The sequence below is a fragment of the Marinobacter sp. MDS2 genome (assembly GCF_030718085.1).
In the GTDB taxonomy this organism is placed as follows: Bacteria; Pseudomonadota; Gammaproteobacteria; order Pseudomonadales; family Oleiphilaceae; genus Marinobacter.
Map to the genome: position 1 here is coordinate 1,332,211 of NZ_JAVAJF010000001.1, position 16,446 is coordinate 1,348,656.

At 56.3% G+C, this 16,446-nt stretch carries 17 protein-coding genes; 9 read left to right on the forward strand and 8 right to left on the reverse strand.

Annotation, left to right across the window (positions count from 1 at the left end; translation table 11 throughout):
- The first annotated feature begins 442 nt into the window (after positions 1–442).
- The 7 genes from Q9245_RS06340 to Q9245_RS06370 all read left to right on the forward strand — a co-directional run bounded on the left by Q9245_RS06340 (position 443) and on the right by Q9245_RS06370 (position 6,856).
- Positions 443–1,336: a chemotaxis protein gene (locus Q9245_RS06340; RefSeq protein WP_305896339.1), complete on the forward strand. Its 894-nt coding sequence runs from the start codon at positions 443–445 to the stop codon at positions 1,334–1,336.
- A gap of 102 nt (positions 1,337–1,438) precedes the next feature.
- Positions 1,439–2,236, forward strand: a complete 798-nt coding sequence (locus Q9245_RS06345; protein ID WP_305896340.1) for an SDR family oxidoreductase — start codon at positions 1,439–1,441, stop codon at positions 2,234–2,236.
- A gap of 19 nt (positions 2,237–2,255) precedes the next feature.
- Positions 2,256–3,311 (forward strand): hypothetical protein, encoded by a 1,056-nt coding sequence (locus Q9245_RS06350; protein ID WP_305896341.1) that lies wholly within the window; start codon positions 2,256–2,258, stop codon positions 3,309–3,311.
- Between the two features lie 198 nt (positions 3,312–3,509).
- The gene (locus Q9245_RS06355; protein WP_305896342.1) at positions 3,510–5,066 is read left to right on the forward strand and encodes a BCCT family transporter; all 1,557 of its coding nucleotides are present in this window, start codon (positions 3,510–3,512) and stop codon (positions 5,064–5,066) included.
- A gap of 232 nt (positions 5,067–5,298) precedes the next feature.
- Positions 5,299–6,066, forward strand: coding sequence for an Ldh family oxidoreductase (locus tag Q9245_RS06360; protein ID WP_305896343.1), 768 nt, complete (start codon positions 5,299–5,301; stop codon positions 6,064–6,066).
- A gap of 10 nt (positions 6,067–6,076) precedes the next feature.
- Entirely contained in the window at positions 6,077–6,454 is a 378-nt protein-coding gene (locus Q9245_RS06365; protein WP_305896344.1) for a RidA family protein, read from the forward strand.
- Between the two features lie 156 nt (positions 6,455–6,610).
- Positions 6,611–6,856, forward strand: coding sequence for a hypothetical protein (locus Q9245_RS06370; protein WP_114334563.1), 246 nt, complete (start codon positions 6,611–6,613; stop codon positions 6,854–6,856).
- A gap of 65 nt (positions 6,857–6,921) precedes the next feature.
- On the opposite strand, the gene mqo is transcribed toward Q9245_RS06370, so the two are convergent.
- A complete protein-coding gene (gene mqo, locus Q9245_RS06375; protein ID WP_305896345.1) occupies positions 6,922–8,403 on the reverse strand; it encodes a malate dehydrogenase (quinone) in 1,482 nt (493 codons plus the stop codon).
- Positions 8,404–8,825: 422 nt separating this feature from the next.
- Between mqo and Q9245_RS06380 the strand changes: the two genes are divergently transcribed.
- The gene (locus Q9245_RS06380; protein ID WP_305896346.1) at positions 8,826–9,803 is read left to right on the forward strand and encodes a calcium/sodium antiporter; all 978 of its coding nucleotides are present in this window, start codon (positions 8,826–8,828) and stop codon (positions 9,801–9,803) included.
- A 25-nt stretch (positions 9,804–9,828) separates the two neighbouring features.
- Here Q9245_RS06380 and Q9245_RS06385 read toward each other — a convergent pair whose 3' ends face one another.
- From Q9245_RS06385 to chrA, 4 genes are all read right to left on the reverse strand, one after another.
- The gene (locus Q9245_RS06385; RefSeq protein ID WP_305896347.1) at positions 9,829–10,593 is read right to left on the reverse strand and encodes a 1-acyl-sn-glycerol-3-phosphate acyltransferase; all 765 of its coding nucleotides are present in this window, start codon (positions 10,591–10,593) and stop codon (positions 9,829–9,831) included.
- A 155-nt stretch (positions 10,594–10,748) separates the two neighbouring features.
- Positions 10,749–11,174: a peptide-methionine (R)-S-oxide reductase MsrB gene (gene msrB / locus Q9245_RS06390; RefSeq protein WP_305896348.1), complete on the reverse strand. Its 426-nt coding sequence runs from the start codon at positions 11,172–11,174 to the stop codon at positions 10,749–10,751.
- A 10-nt stretch (positions 11,175–11,184) separates the two neighbouring features.
- The gene (msrA, locus tag Q9245_RS06395; protein ID WP_305896349.1) at positions 11,185–11,835 is read right to left on the reverse strand and encodes a peptide-methionine (S)-S-oxide reductase MsrA; all 651 of its coding nucleotides are present in this window, start codon (positions 11,833–11,835) and stop codon (positions 11,185–11,187) included.
- Positions 11,836–11,850: 15 nt separating this feature from the next.
- Positions 11,851–13,029, reverse strand: coding sequence for a chromate efflux transporter (chrA, locus tag Q9245_RS06400; protein WP_305896350.1), 1,179 nt, complete (start codon positions 13,027–13,029; stop codon positions 11,851–11,853).
- A 138-nt stretch (positions 13,030–13,167) separates the two neighbouring features.
- Here chrA and Q9245_RS06405 point away from each other — a divergent pair, with 138 nt between their 5' ends.
- The gene (locus tag Q9245_RS06405) at positions 13,168–14,142 is read left to right on the forward strand and encodes a metallophosphoesterase (RefSeq protein ID WP_305896351.1); all 975 of its coding nucleotides are present in this window, start codon (positions 13,168–13,170) and stop codon (positions 14,140–14,142) included.
- A gap of 3 nt (positions 14,143–14,145) precedes the next feature.
- Here Q9245_RS06405 and Q9245_RS06410 read toward each other — a convergent pair whose 3' ends face one another.
- Genes Q9245_RS06410 through Q9245_RS06420 form a run of 3 tightly spaced genes read right to left on the reverse strand, consistent with a single transcriptional unit; the run spans position 14,146 to position 16,370 of the window.
- A complete protein-coding gene (locus Q9245_RS06410) occupies positions 14,146–14,628 on the reverse strand; it encodes a CDP-archaeol synthase (RefSeq protein ID WP_305896352.1) in 483 nt (160 codons plus the stop codon).
- 24 nt (positions 14,629–14,652) lie between these two features.
- Entirely contained in the window at positions 14,653–16,029 is a 1,377-nt protein-coding gene (locus Q9245_RS06415) for an aspartate ammonia-lyase (protein ID WP_305896353.1), read from the reverse strand.
- Positions 16,030–16,082: 53 nt separating this feature from the next.
- Positions 16,083–16,370: a hypothetical protein gene (locus tag Q9245_RS06420; RefSeq protein ID WP_305896354.1), complete on the reverse strand. Its 288-nt coding sequence runs from the start codon at positions 16,368–16,370 to the stop codon at positions 16,083–16,085.
- Positions 16,371–16,446: the final 76 nt, after the last annotated feature.

The following is a 16,446-nucleotide window of genomic DNA, read 5'->3' on the forward strand; positions in this document are numbered from 1 at the left end:
CAAGTGTTGCCGGAGCGATAAGGGTTCTTCGTCTCCCCCCCCTCTCTCAGCCACAGCGTCAAAGTTGAGATTTCGTGGCAGTTTCAATTGATTTGAACTGCTCCTAGTTTTCACTCCAGAGTCATCCTGTCGCAACCCCAAAATCAACATACAACGGTTCAGACGAGGGCTCGTGTAGGACCATTCGTTTAATTACCTCCGGAACGACGTGCCGAGTGCTTCGATCAGGCCCTGAACTAAAGGATCGTCAAATACGTTGAATCGGCCGCAGACCATTCATGGTCACCTTTTGATACAAAGCAAACAAGGCGCCGCCCGTTACGGAGCTGGTACTATTGCGCATATTCTGCAGCCTGCCGAAGCATTGTGCTTTGGCCGTCAATCTTTTCATCCACATCGTGCACTCCGGAGCGGAGTCCTCTTTCGCTGTTAGGATCGGTTTATGTCCAGCAAAACGAATCAGTCCCAGAAACTTCTGCTGTTCCGCCTGTTCGGCTCACGGTTGTTTGGCATCGGTACACTGAAAATCCGCGAAATACTGCCCTTTCATCGCCTGACCAAGCTGCCCCACAGCCATCACGCGGTGATTGGCACCGCGACGTTTCGAGGCTCTGCCGTGCCGGTGATTGATATGTCGGCTGCCGTTGGCTACCCCGCTCTCACCAAAGAAGAGCAGGAGAAAGCATCCATCATCGTGACCGACATCCAGCGGCAGGAAATCGGCTTTTTGGTGCGCGGCGTTCAGCAAATTATCGAGACCGACTGGAAAAGGGTAATGCCGCCTCCTAAGGCGCTTGGCAACAACGTCTTTATTACAGGGCTGCTCGATGCTGGCGGCGACATTATCCAATTATTGGACGTTGAACTGTTGCTGGCCAAGGTATATCCGGAATCTCTCGACACGCAGGAAGTGATGCTCTCAGACGTACAAAGCGAAACGCTCAGCTCGCTGAACATTCTTCTGGTTGATGACTCGCAGGTTGCCCGCAAACAATTATCCGATGTTCTGGACAGCAAAAGCATTCACTACCATGTCACCAGCAATGGCAGCGAAGCACTGAAGATACTGCTCAAAGAACACGAATCGGGGCATCCGATCGACATACTGGTGAGCGACATCGAAATGCCCGGGTTGGACGGTTACGAGCTAACATTCAATGTGCGGGACAACCCCTCTCTCAAGCAGCCTTACATCATTCTGCACACATCGCTGAACAGCGAGATGAGCCTCAGCTATGCCAACCAGGTCGGCGCCAACGAGGCCCTGACCAAGTTTGATGCCGAAGAGCTTTTGCAAGCCATGCTCAGGGGCGCCGCAGAAACCAGCAAGGGTTAGACGTAACCAACTGAGTCACGCGCATGACGCTTCCTCCCCGTCACCATCGTCATTGGCAACCGGAAGAAAACGCACCACTATTCCGGGCCAGGAGGAACTTCAATGTTAATAATGGTAACGGGTGCCGCATGCGGCATAGGCGCTTGCATCATTGAGCAAGCGATTCAGAGTGGCCACAGCGTCATCGCCGCCGACATGAACGCCGAGGGGCTTGCGAAGCGCTGGGCGCACCAGAACGCCGTACGCTGCGAAACGCTCGATGTCCGAGACAACGACCAGTGGCAAGCATTATTCCAACGCCTTGCGGCTGACCAGGTAAAAGTAGATGTATTGATCAACGTGGCCGGCGTGCTTCGCAGTGGTCGTACCGGCGAGCTAGACAACAAAGATGTCGATTTAACGTTAGATGTGAACGTAAAAGGCGTGATTTTTGGCACCAACGCCGCTGCAGCCCATATGCTGGATAGCGGCCACCGCGGACACATCATCAATATCGGTTCCCTGGCATCCTTATGTGCTGTACCCGGCAACGCCGTTTACGCCACCAGTAAATTCGCTGTCCGGGGCTTCAGTATCGCAGCCGCCGGCGATCTTCGCCCACACGGTATTGCAGTTTCACTGGTTGGGCCCGGCCCGGTTAAAACCGCCATGCTGGAGCAACAACGTGGCGACGACAACTCCGCACTGACCTTCGCCAGCAGCCGAGCTCTTACGCCCGAGGAAGTCGCCCAAGCGGTGCTGGGGCCGGTTCTTAAAAAACAGCCTTTGGAATACTACCTGCCTTGGCAAGACAAGCTACTGGGCAGACTTTCCAATGCAGTGCCAACCTTTTTCCTGCGTATGACACGCAGCGCTATGGAGCGTGGCCGTAAAAACTTTAAATCCGACAGTTTTCGTTGAGAACAAACCGAGATAAGCCATGACACACTTTAAACAGATCACCGACTTTGACGGTTCTCGTAGCGCTCACGGTCAGCAAGCCCGCGTTGAAAATACTCGCGCGGCGGCAGAAGGTTTCCGCAAAGCGATGTTGGCCGGCCCCAAAGCACGTTACTTTCGTTCCTTTGATCTCGTGAAGGTGCCCTACCCCGCCCGTTACGGCTTGCGCAACGCGTTCTCCCGGGAACGGCTGGTAGAATTTGTCCACATACAAAACCGCTTGTTTGTGGTGCAGTTCGATACTGAAGAGGGCGTGAAAACCATGCTGGTGTCGCCCTCTGATCATGAGCGCAATGGTGAGACACCGTTTTTCCGGCGCCTTCAGGACAGCACCCCGAGCTTTATTACCAACAGGATGGTTGAACGGCAATCGACCGCGCCGGCCATTGTCGCCAGCCTTGGCCTGAAGCCCGAAGACATTGATTACATTACCTACGATCACCTCCACACGCAGGATGTACGCCGCTGGCTCGGCACCGATCAGGAGCCGGCGCTGTTCCCGAACGCCAAACTGCTGGTTCACTGGCGTGAATGGGAATCCACTCTGGACCTGAACCCGTATCAAGCCGACTGGTATTGCCCGTCCGGCATCGCCGGGGTCCCGGAAGACAAGGTCATTAAATTTGATGGTTCAATCATGCTGGGTGATGGCGTAGCGCTGGTGCACACGCCGGGCCACACCGAAGGCAACCACTCCATCGTGGTGCACACCGATGAGGGCATATGGGTAACCAGTGAAAACGGTATCAGCGTAGATTCCTACGCTCCGCACCTTTCGGCGGCAAGCGGGGTAGCAGACTACGCCAGAACCATTGGCACCGAAGTCATCATCAATGGCAATACCCTCGAAAATTCCATTGACCAATACATCTCCATGGTTCAGGAAAAAACCATTGCCGGCCCGTCCCGGCGCGACCCCCGTTTCCCGAACGTGTTCCCCTCATCCGAGATGACGCCATTCTGGGCATTCCCGGGCGCCAAGCCAGCGTTTTATGTGGGCGAAGCACGGCACGGAAAACTGCACATTCCCGACTAATGCAGCGATCACTGCAGATCTGTTCTAGCAAGTGCCTGATAACTAACTACACTAAAAACAGCCAAAAGCTGCCCCAGGTAGCCTTTGGTCTTCGCATCATGCGTATAGAGAAAGTACGGATGGGCATTGGTATTAGCAGGGCATTTATGGCACTGTCCCGCGCCAAGTTTTAAAGATGCATTAAAAAAGGTTTATGTTATGGCTCAGGGTAACCAGAAATCAGGCGGTGACTATTCGATAGCACAGCTTGGTGACCCGGTAGTACTTACGCTCAGTGTCGGCTTTATTGCGCTGTTTGTAGGCTTTTCTTTGTTTGACCTGAAAGGCGTCGCCGACGCAATTGGCAGCGGCTTCACCTGGACCGCACGGGTCTTTGGCAGTTACTTCCAGATGTTACTTCTGGCCACCTTCTTTATTGCTATCGGCCTGGCCTGCACGCCCGCAGCCAAAGCCAAAATCGGTAATCTGGACCGCCCGGAAATGAGCACCTTCCGCTGGCTCTCCATCATTATGTGCACACTGCTGGCGGGAGGCGGCGTGTTCTTTGCAGCCGGCGAGCCTGTGTACCACTTTGTGGTCACGCCACCGGCGTTTGACACGGAGCCCGGCACCATCGAGGCCGTCTCCAGCGCAATGGCTCAATCGTTCATGCACTGGGGCTTTTTGGCTTGGGCTGTGCTCGGCACCTTGGCCGCCATCGTGCTGGCACACACCCACTACGTGAAAGGCAAGCCACTACAGCCACGCACTCTGCTGTACCCGGTATTCGGTGAACGCATCATGAGCGGCTGGATTGGCAGTGTTGTCGATGCTTTCTGCGTGATTGCCATCGTAGCCGGCACCGTCGGCCCGATTGGCTTCCTCGCGACTCAAATGAGTTTTGGTCTGAGCGAACTGTTCGGCCTGACTGATGGGCTGGGCACACAAATGGCCATTTTGGCCGCTCTCGCCGCCATTTACGTCACCTCAGCCGTGACCGGTGTTCACCGCGGCATCCAGTTTTTGAGCCGGATGAACGTGTTCTTGGCACTGGCTATTGCAGCCATCATTTTTGTCTTCGGTCCCACGCTGTTCTACACCAACACCTACATGCAAAGCATGGGTCAGTACGTATCGTCATTCCTCGACATGGCGACCATGACAGCGGATACCGCACCTAACTGGTGGATGAAGTGGTGGACTGTGTTCTTCTTCGCTTGGTTCATCGGCTATGCACCACTTATGGCGATCTTCGTTGCCCGTATTTCTCGCGGCCGAAGCATTCGGGAAATGATTCTCGCGGTCGCGGTGATGGCCCCGATTGCGACCACTATTTGGTTCACCCTGCTCGGCGGTTCCGGTATTTACTACCAAATGACGGGTGTGATCGATCTGGCGGAAGCCTTGAACAACTTCCGTTTTGACGTCGCCACCCTGACGGTTGCGCAAGCTCTGCCGGGCGGCGGATTCATGGCACTTGCCATTCTGATTCTGACCACGATTTTTGTGGCAACCACCGGCGACTCCATGAGCTACTCCATTGCGGTTGTCAGCTCCGGCCACGATCAGCCGAAAACGTTTGTTCGTGCATTTTGGGGTGTCGCAATGGCCGCCATGGCTGGCATTTTGCTGTACATGGGTTCGGGTCAAATCGGCGTGCTGCAACAGTTTATCGTCATCACAGCAATTCCAGTGTCGTTCATTCTGCTGCCGTCACTGTGGCTTGGGCCTAAAGCCGCTTACGCCATGGCTCGTGAGCAGAAGATCATTGATTGATTGATTACTGTGTTGCAGCCTAGCTAAGCACAGGTCCTAAGCGCCCTTGGCCAACTCTCATTGAGATTGGCCAAGGGCGCTTTTTTTATGTTGCTTTACCCTGCAAGCTCTCCAGCAAAAACGTTTCCATAATTTGCGCCGCCGGGGCCAAGGTACAGTTCCTGGCTTTTACCAACCCGATCCTACGCACCACATCCGGTTCCTGTAACGGTATAAAACGCAGATTCGCGTTGTGTTCCGGAAAATCAACGAACTGCAGGGACTGTCCCGAAAAGCCTTCATCGCCATTGGTTTTGACGAAGGCGATGCCAACGATGCGGCCGATATGGTGGCCTGGATGGAAGCTCATGGGCTGAATGGTGTCACCGCACTGCGTAAGGGTCTGGATTTTCTGCTCAACGAAGACAAAACCCACCCGCCCAAGCTGATCTATCAGGATGCAGATCTCTGTGTGGTGGATGCCGAAAACAAAACCGTGCTCGGCCACGCCAGTCTGGCGATCGAGTTGGGTTATGCCAAGTGCCGTGCCCGCGGCCTGTCGGTCACCAAAATACGCCATTGCCACAACCGCATGCTTATTGTGGGCTATCTATCTCGCATCGCGAGACGAGGCATGAGCGTGACCGCGTTCTGGCGTAACTCTCACGAACCGCTGACCGAAATCATTGTGAGCTTTAAATCGGGCGAGGCCGAACCCGAGATTTGCATGTACGGACTGCCGTCCATCCCCGACGACACCGAACCCAACAACGGCATTACGCTGGTCATGGTGAACCATGTGGACCTGCTACCCGATCTGAAACCGGACGCGCCGGCCAATGATCTGATTCTGCAAAACCGCGCCGCCATGCTGGACTGGCACGAGCGATCACTGGTTGACGGCATCGAGGTGGACCCGGAGCTTTGGGAACGCCTGAAACTGCTGGCAACGAAAATGCTGGTCGAATCCTCTGAAGACTCACGCCAAGGCGCTGGCACCGGCACCAACGACAACGACTAAGGAGCCCCCTATGAACCCGTATCCGGTAAACACCAACCTGCCTGCCTCGAAATCCCCTCTCGCCTGGGCTACGGTCGGAAACGGCGTGCTGTTTACGGCGCAAATTCCCATTGATGCCGAAGGCAAAGTGGTAGACGGCGGCATTGAAGCCCAAATCACCCAGACTCTGGCCAATTTGAAACACACATTGGAAAGCGCAGGCAGCCAAGTTTCCGATCTCACACAGGTGGTGATCTACGTGACTGACCGGGAAGACCTCGCCACGGTTAACCGCGTGTACGCCGATTTCGTGTCTGAGCCCTACCCGAACCGGGCCGCGATCATTGTCTCCGGCTTCGCCCGAGAGGAAATGCTGGTCGAAATTCTTGCCTATGCGGTCGTTCCGTAGCAACCCGCCTGGTCATTATTTGCGCAACCTAAAAGCTTGTGCTTGTATAAAGACATCAGGCTTGCCGTAGGACGCTCGCGTTCGTTTGCCTGCCCGCAACGGAGCCAAAGGGCTTCGGGCATCACATTACCAATGTTCAACGGGGTTGGCTCAGCTATGGCTTACGAAACGATTGATGGTCAAAAATACGAAAAAGAACTGCTGGAACTCGCGCGCAAGCACACAACGGGAAAGGGGGAAGGCAAACTATCAAAAGACGAAGTGGCGGATCTGTTCAAGTCGGCCCAGGATGGGCAGGGCGTGACCGACACAGAAAAAGCGACGCTGGGGTATATTCGGAACAATTTCGAGTTTACCGATGCAGCCGCCAAAGATTTCGACGCGGCTTTCGGCCAGCTCTGATCTAGCAACACGGTTTGCAATCACTCAAGCCCGATGCCTCCCGGCACCGGGCTTAATAAAACACTTCAGCCCAGCTGAAGCGTTTTCAGAGTCCGCTCACGAACGGTGTTCAGCAGCTCTTCGTTTTCCACCAATGACTGACCATAAGACGGCACCAGCGTTCTCATACGCTCCTGCCACTCTTTGGTCTGCATTTTTTCAGGGAAACAGCGCTCCAGCACGTTCAACATCGCGTTAGCCGCCGTGGACGCACCCGGCGATGCACCCAGCAAGGCCGCCAGAGAACCGTCTTTTGCAGCCACAATCTCAGTACCGAACTCGAGCTTGCCGCCGCCTTCTTTGGTTTGCTTGATGATCTGCACGCGCTGGCCGGCCATCTGCAAAGTCCAATCCTCTTCCTTCGCATCCGGGAAGAAGTTGCGCAACGCTTCCACGCGGTCAGCATGCGACTGGAACACTTCGCCAATCAAATAACGGGTCAGGTCCATGTTGCTCTTGCCGACTGACAGCATCGGGCGCAAGTTAGTGGCCCGGACAGATCCGAACAAATCAAACATAGAGCCCTGCTTGAGGAAGCGCGTGGTGAAGCCCGCAAACGGCCCGAACAGCAACGCGGGCTCACCGTTGATGATACGGGTGTCCAAATGCGGCACCGACATAGGGGGCGCACCAATCGGAGCTTTGCCGTATACCTTGGAGTGATGTTCGTTAACAATCTCGGGCTTTTGACACACCAGCCACTGGCCACTCACCGGGAAGCCGCCGTATCCGCGCGCTTCATCAATGCCGGATTTCTGCAACAGCGGCAAAGCGCCACCACCGGCCCCCAGGAAAACAAATCCGGCTTCCAATTTGGTGGTTTCGCCGGTTTTCTGGTTCTTCACCCGCAGCTTCCAGCGGCCGTTGTCACGCTGATCAATGTAATAAACCGGCGAGTTGACCATCAATTCGAAGTTCGGCTGACTTTCCAGCCACTTGACCATACTGCGGGTCAGGGAGCCAAAATCCACATCCGAGCCGTGCTTGATGCGGGTGGCCGCCACCTTCTCCATTGGATTGCGGTTGCCAACCACCAACGGCATCCACTCTTCCAGCTCTTTCGGGCTCTCGGTGTACTCCATTTCCCGGAACAAATGATGATCTTTCAGGCGCTCAAAGCGGCGTTTCAGAAAAGCCACGTTCTCTTCGCCCCAGACAAAGCTCTGGTGCGGTGTGCGGTTAATAAAGGAGGTCGGTTCCGGCAGAATGCCTTGCTCTACAAGGTAAGACCAAAGCTGCAGCGACACTTCGAACTGCGCATTAATCTGCAGCGCTCGCGCGATTTCTACGTCGCCGTCGTCCGTTTCAGGTGTGTAGTTCAGTTCACAGTAACCCGCATGGCCTGTGCCCGCGTTGTTCCATCCATCTGTGCTCTCGTGAGCAACGTGGTCCAGGCGCTCCAGCATGACAATATCCAGAGACGGATCAAGCTGCTTGAGCATCACGCCGAGGGTTGCGCTCATGACGCCCCCACCGACCAGCACTACATCTGCCTGTCTAACGGCCATTGATTCCCACCTTAGCTAGTGTTGAGCTTGGAACCGCTCCACGATCAGCAAAGCGGTCTGTCGAAAGCCGTCACTGCGCGAGGTAAAGGGCGCAGCCTTGTGCTTCCTGTCGAATTTGCGCGCATTATCCCGTTTTTTGCCGGAATAATAAATTGCGATTGCCAACTGCATGCAAATTGCTTTGGAACATGCCAGCCGGGCTGAAGATTGTCACAGGGCGCGATTCTCTCGCCTTTTGTTAACAATATCAGCGCCACTTTAGTCTGATACTGAGTTCCTGTTAATGCGGATCATTGCTTATATCGGAAAATCCTGCGCTTCCGGGGCTGACCTGAAATACAGACTTGCTGTATCTTGTGCGCCATCCATACTTTGCCCGCAGTACGCGCGAAGTGTTCTGACTTTTGCATCGAGGTTTTTCTATGTTAATGGCTATTGGCGCCATTATTCTGGGGCTGATTTTACTGGTTTGGAGTGCGGACAAATTCGTTGAAGGCGCAGCGGCTACGGCCAAGCATTTAGGCATGCCCGCCTTGCTGATCGGTATGGTGATCATCGGTTTTGGCACCTCCGCTCCAGAGCTTGCAGTGTCGGCGATGGCCGCTTCCGATGGCAATCCCGGGCTGGCACTCGGTAACGGCTACGGTTCCAACATCACCAACATCGCCCTGATCGTTGGCCTGACCGCTCTCATTGCGCCCATTGCGGTGCATTCTCAGGTTATCCGCAAGGAACTTCCCCTGCTGGTGGTGCTGACGCTGATCGCAGGTGTCCAATTATTGGACGGCGAGCTGTCACGACTGGATGGCTGGGTTTTGCTTGCGGTGTTCGCAGCGGTCATGGGCTGGTCAATCTATCAGGGCTACCAAGGCAAAGAAGACCCGCTTGCAGAAGGCGTTGACTCGGACCTGATTACCCATCCAATGCCGATGAAAAACGCGATTATCTGGCTGGTGATCGGGCTGATTCTGCTCGTCGTGAGTTCCCGCATGCTGGTCTGGGGCGCGGTCAGCATCGCTCAGGCTCTGGGCATCAGTGATCTGGTGATCGGGCTGACCATTGTCGCCATTGGCACCTCACTCCCGGAACTGGCGTCCGCCATCGCCGCGGTAAAAAAGAACGAGCATGACCTCATTCTCGGCAACATTCTGGGCTCGGGCATTTTCAATACCTTGGCCGTCGTGGGTCTGGCCGCCACCATTCAGCCCTTATCGGTTGATCCCGAAGTGCTGTATCGAGACTGGACTCTCATGCTCGGTTTAACGGTGGCACTGCTGGTGATGGGGTTCGGCATTACCGGTTGGCGAAAGCTGATTTCAAGGGTCGATGGCGTTCTGCTGGTGACCGTCTACGTGGCTTACACCGGCTACCTGCTTTCCACGGTAGTTGCGGCCGCCTGATCAGGCTTCAGGGTGAGCCAGGGACTTACTCTGGCTCACCATCGCCCAGCAACTCCAGCATGCGCGCCCGCACCTGCTCCATCACCTCGGGTAGTTCATCTTTGCTCTTTCCGGAGGTGTCGATGGTGGCACCTACCCGAACCTCCACCGGTTGGCCCAGGTTGATCTGAAGACTGCGCGCCGGCAGCACTTTGTGCACTCCCCGAATGGCAACCGGCACAATCACGGCCTCGGTGTCGAATGCCAGATGAAAGCACCCCTTTTTGAAAGGCAACAGCTGGCCATCCGGAGAACGGGTGCCCTCGGGCGCCGCCCAAAGCACAATGCCGCTCTCCATCATCGCTTTGGCTTTTTGCAGGTCCCGAACTGCCTCGGCACGGTTGGAACGATTGATCCAAGGAAACTCTGCCGCCGCCATGGCCTGCCCGAGCAACGGAATCCGAGACAGTTCCTGCTTGGACAACATGCGAATCGAGCCCGGCAGCGATACAAAACTGATGGGTATGTCGTAATGGCTGGCGTGGGTACACATGATGATGTAACGGCGGCCATCGTTGAAATCCGGCACTTCGCCCCGAACGGTGAGGCTGGCCCTAACCAATTTCAGCAAGGTTGCCGACCACTCCCGGCAATACTTATCCACAATCGGCCGGTTCAGTTTGCCGAACAAAGCCCGCAGCAAGATCAACAGCGAGTAGATGGCGGTCAACCCCACTGATCCCAATACCACCGCGATGCGGCGCAACAACGTTGCTGACTCGGTTAGGGGACTCAAATTCAGACGATTCATCAGATACACCTTTCCCATAGGCAAACAGCGGATAACTGCGCCTTATTATATCGGCTCGGCAATTTGCGGGATAACGCACAAAGGTCTTAGCTAATGCAGGGGAAAGCGCCGGTAGAAGCAATGCCGGCAGCGCCGAAGCACTGCCGAAAAGGCCATTACTCGTTTTCGTGGAACACCATGGAAATGGAATTCAGGCAGTATCGCTGCCCGGTAGGCGGCGGGCCGTCCGGAAACACATGCCCTTGATGGCTGTCGCAGCGGGCACATCGAATTTCCGTGCGGGTCATGCCCAGACTGGTGTCTTCGATATAACGAAGGTGGTCGGGATCGAACGGCTGGAAGAAACTCGGCCAGCCGGTGCCTGAATCAAATTTGGCATCGGAGCCGAATAACGGGAGATCACACAGGCGGCAGTGGTACACGCCGTTTTTTTTGTTATCCAGCAAGGTACCGCAAAACGGGTGTTCGGTGCCGTGATCCAGCAGCACCCGTTTTTCTTCGGCGGTCAGCCCGGCGGCCTTTTCTTCGACCTCGGCTTTGCTCAGGGGCGTTACGTCATAGCCTGCGGCAGACTTACTCATAGGGTTCTCCTCACGCGAGATCAGGGTCATCCTGACTGAATTCCGGTTTAAGTCGGTCTGGCCAGGCAGTGGCCAGTTTTTCCATTTTCGGCGCAGCAACGGCCATAATGTAGGGCTGCCACGGGTTGCGGGCGGCAAAGTTCTGGTGGTGAGCCTCTGCCGGATAGAACGCCTCAAGGGGTTCAACGGTGGTTACCACCGGCCCGGAATAGACCCCTGCCTCATTCAATTGCTGAATGTACGCTTCGGTAAGCGCCTTCTGCTCTTCGGTTTCATAGAACACCGCCGACCGATATTGGGTACCCACGTCGTTACCTTGCCGGTTCAGCTGCATAGGATCGTGGGCCACCGAAAAGAACACCCGCAACAATTCACCAAATCCGACCTTCGCCGGGTCGTAATGCACGTCGATCACTTCCGCATGACCGGTTGATCCGGTGCACACGGCTTCGTAATTGGCCGTCTCCGCCGAACCACCTGCGTAACCGGATTCCACCCGGGTCACGCCGTCGATGGCAAGGAACACCGCCTCGACACACCAGAAGCAGCCCCCGGCCAAAACAACATGAGCGCTGCCTTCGCTTTCCTGTAGTTCACGCTCCGGCGTCGGAAACCGGCTACGGGGCACATTCAGCCCCGGGATGTTGCATGCTTCGCTCATCATCTTATCCTTCCATCAAAAAAAGACTACACCCAGTATGGCACTTACCGGGGCGAGGCCCCAAACGGGCCAGCGCAGGATGGCTAATGCCAACCAAAGCAACAGAGCAATGGCTAAATCCATCGAGCCTTGCACCGCGGAGGTCCACACCGGGTCGTACAGCGCAGCCAAAAGCAGGCCAACCACGCCGGCGTTAACGCCTGAAAGCGCGGCTCGCGCTTTTGGATGCTCTCGTACCCAGCGCCACAATGGCAGACCGGCAAACACCAAAAGGGTTCCGGGCAAAAACACGGCGACTACGGCAATCACCGCACCGGGCATACCCGCTTCGACCCCTCCCAGAAACGCCGAGAAGGTGAACAAGGGGCCCGGCACCGCCTGAGCCGCCCCGTAACCTGCCAGGAAGGTATCTGCGGTCATCTGTCCGGTTTCCACAAACCCTTCCTGCAGCCAAGGCAGGACCACATGACCACCACCAAACACCAGCGCTCCGGCCTTGTACAGTTCAGCCCCAACCCAGGCTAGGGAGCCCGGGGCCAGCGGCAGAAACGAAAGCACCAACAGGCAGGCAAACAACGCGGCAAACAGCCAGGGCTTTCGTACCTGCAACCCGACCGTCATCGGCTCGACCGCCTTGCCTGAGCTCAGGCTCAAACTCACTCCGGCCAACCCCGCCAAGGCTAACAGCAAGAGTTGCACCCAGGCCGTACCAATCCACAACAAGGCACTCGCCACCAGCAGTGCGATCACCCGTCGTGGCTGATCGGGACAGAGTGCTCGCCCCATCTGCCAGACAGCCTGCGCGACCACGGCAACAACAAAGAGTTTCAACCCGTGCACCCAGCCACCGGAACCGGCTTCTGGCCAGAACGTAAGCCCGAATGCAAACAACGTCATCAGCAATGCTGACGGCAGCGTGAATCCCAACCAGGCCGCCAAGGCACCTTGGTATCGCCCGCGCAGTAAACCGATGGACAATCCTACCTGGCTGGACGCTGGCCCGGGCAACAGTTGGCACAATGCCACGACTTCACCAAAGGCCTCTGCAGACAGCCATTTTCGCCGGGTCACAAACTCGTCGTGAAAGAAACCCAGATGCGCAGCCGGACCGCCGAACGAGGTCAGCCCCAAGCGCAGAAAAATCCTGAAAATCTGCCAACCCGACGCCGAATCAGACGAGACCGTTTCTGCCATTCTCCATCTCCCGATTGTTCCCTATATAAGTCGTCAGTAAACATGAACATTGTATCGCGACAGTTGCAGATGCCCAGCGACCAACCATAATGACAACAGGGGTCAGCATAAGGTCCCACTCGGCATCAGGGAATCAGCATGACAGCGAAGGTTCGCGAACCCAAGAATCAGGAAGAGCTCCTACTCTACCGACTAAGTTTGCGGTTGGGGCCGGTGCACGCCCGCCAGCGCTTGGGCATCGAACAAGAGTATGAAGCTCTTCTGCTGGGTCGGGATAAACGCTCGTTCCACCTGGAAAATCTCACTAACGCACCGGGATTAATCCGTTTTTGCCTCAAGGCTATCGGTTTGTTCGGTCGGGCACAGGCCAACAGTCGCAAACTGAGAACCGCCACCAACACGTTTACTGTTCACAACCTGCCAGCAGGGTTCGAGGGCTTTCGTATCCTGCACCTGACCGACCTGCACGTGGATATGGACGAACAAAACCTGCAAGCCGTCATCCGGCAAATCCAATCAGTGGATTACGATATCTGCGTACTGACCGGTGACTATCGCCAGCTCACCTGGGGGCCCATAGAAGCTTCTCTGGACGGCATGGCCAGCCTTCGCGAAGCCATCCAAGGCGATGCCTACGCGGTACTGGGAAACCACGACAGTGTGCGCATGGTGCCTGCTCTGGAAGACATCGGCTATCGATTGCTGTTGAACGAAATGACGCCGCTGGAACGCTCAGGAGATACCCTGTATCTGGCGGGAATTGACGACGCCCATTATTACAAGGCCCACAACTTACACAAAGCCGGCGATGACATTCCCGCCGGTGGCGTGAGCCTGTTACTCAGCCACACCCCCGAAGTCTGGCGGGAGGCCGCCCATGCCGGCTACGACCTGTTCCTGTGCGGACACACCCACGGCGGCCAACTCTGTTTGCCCGGCGGTATTCCGGTCACACTGGATTCCGACTGCCCCCGACATCTGGGCCGGGGCTTCTGGCGCGTTAATGGCATGCAGGGATACACCTCACCGGGCTCCGGCACATCGGTCCTGAATGTTCGACTGAATTGCCCGCCGGAGATCACACTGCATACCCTGACACGAGGGCCGGGCTAGATCTTAGTGTGGCTGCTTGCGGATACCCAAGCGGTAGAGCAGAGGTGAGAACAGCATATTGGACAAGGCGAAAAGTACCGCGATCGCTGCGATTTCCCAAAACGGCAGCGGAAACCAGAACCAGGCCATGAGCATTGGTAACGCGGCCTCCGGGAGCTGGTCTAGCCAGACAGCCCGGGCACTGGAATCCATACCCATCCGCCGTTTCACGAAGCTGCTGAGCAGATCCCCGAACAAAGACAATGCACCAAACAGCGCACCAAACAGCCAGCCCAGATCCAACCAGAGTGCAAACAACGCGCACGCTGCCGTGCCAGAGACAAGGCCTCGCCAGGTTTTGCTCGGCCCGAGCAGTGGCCGGCCATCTGACCACGTCAGGCCGGCATCCACCGGCCAGTCCGTTCTATTTGGCAGCAGCCGGGCCAAAACCACCGGAACACCGTTGGCCAAAACCAACAACACGAAGAGCTCCAGCGATAACAACAAGAACTCACCTCCGGCCATGTCTGCTTAGGCTAGACCTCCACGGGTCAGTTTCAGTGGGTCCATCAATTCTTCAAGCCGGGCACGGCTCAACCCACTCCGCTCTTCTGCCACGTCGATCACCGGGCGGCCGCTACTGTAGGCCTCCTTGGCAATTTCGGAGGCCAAGGCATAGCCAATCTCGGGATTGAGCGCGGTCACCAATACCGGATTTCGGCTCACTCCGTCGTCCAGATGCTCAGCATTTACGGTAAAACCACGGATCGATTTGTCCGCCAGAATTTCCGCGGCCCCGGTCATCAGCTGGATCATGTCCAACAAGTTCCCTGCCACCAGCGGCAACATCACATTGAGCTGGAAATTCCCGGACTGGCCGGCAATGGCCACCGCGGCGTCCAGGCCCATCACCTGAGCCGAAGCCATGGCAACGGATTCCGGAATAACCGGATTCACCTTGCCGGGCATGATGCTGCTGCCCGGTTGCAACGCCGGCAGACTGATTTCCGCGAGGCCATGAATGGGGCCACTGTTCATCCACCGCAGATCATTTGCGATCTTCGTGAGCACCACCGCCACACCCCGAAGCTGAGCCGACAGCGCCACCGGTGCATCGATGGCACTCTGGCCCACAAACTTATGCTCAAGCGACTTGAACGAAAAACCGGTGTTCGTTTTCAGAAATTTGACGAACTGCTTGGCAAACTCCGAAGCGGCATTTACGCCGGTTCCCACCGCTGTTCCGCCTTGGGGCAAATACGCCAATTCATCCAGCACTAATTCCAAGCGCTTTTCAGCGGCGGCTAGCTGTTCACGCCAGGCTCTCAATTCCTGCCCAAGCGTCACCGGCATGGCATCCATCAGATGGGTTCTGCCGGTTTTCACTTGCTTGCTGAATTCCGCCTCGCGCTGGTAAATCACCCCCTGAAGGTGTGACAGCGCAGGCAGCAACTGGCCTTTGACCGCCAGCAGCGAGCTCACATGAATAGCGGTTGGTATCACATCGTTGGAGCTCTGGCTCATATTGACGTGATCGTTCGGATGAATCTCATGCCCCTGCTTGGCGGCAATCGAAGCGATGACCTCGTTCAAATTCATGTTGGTACTGGTGCCGGAACCTGTCTGGTACCGGTCAATCGGAAACTGATCGGCGTACTCGCCCAGAATCAGTTTCTCGCAGGCATCGGCAATGGCATCCCGGCGCGGGCCGTCCAGCAGTCCCAATGACGCATTGGCCTGGGCGGCCGCACGCTTTACCTGAGCCATGGCCTTGATAAAGCTGGCCGGCATGGGCTGGCCGCTCACGGGAAAGTTATCAATGGCCCGCTGGGTCTGTGCTCCCCAAAGCGCCTTCGCGGGAACCATCACTTCTCCCAGACTGTCCTTTTCCACTCGGTAATCGCTCATTACACCCTCCCTCTTATTGCCAGCTCCAACCGGAACGGCACATCAGCCAACACCTAGCCGCCACGGGCCGGTGACTTTAAGCGGACATGGTCGCAAATACCGGTGACTTGCTCAAAGTTGAGGATCAAGGTGTGCACCGTCAAGGTGTAAGTATCGTGCAGATGAAATTTGAATCGCCGCTGTTTCTCCCCTTGCAGAAACGCATCGTATTCACGCACCAGCTCCCGCACGTCACCACCTTCATTCTGGCTCCAGGTGGCGTTGTATGGGCCTAGCACGGCGCCACCTGCGAGGCAGACGGTGACTTCGTGGTTGGTTAGACTGCCGTTCTCCGTTGTCATAAGCCGCTCCTACAAAAGATGCCTTCTATCAGTGTAGTCGCTATACCGCCCCGGAACGGTTGCCCTCGGCCAGAAA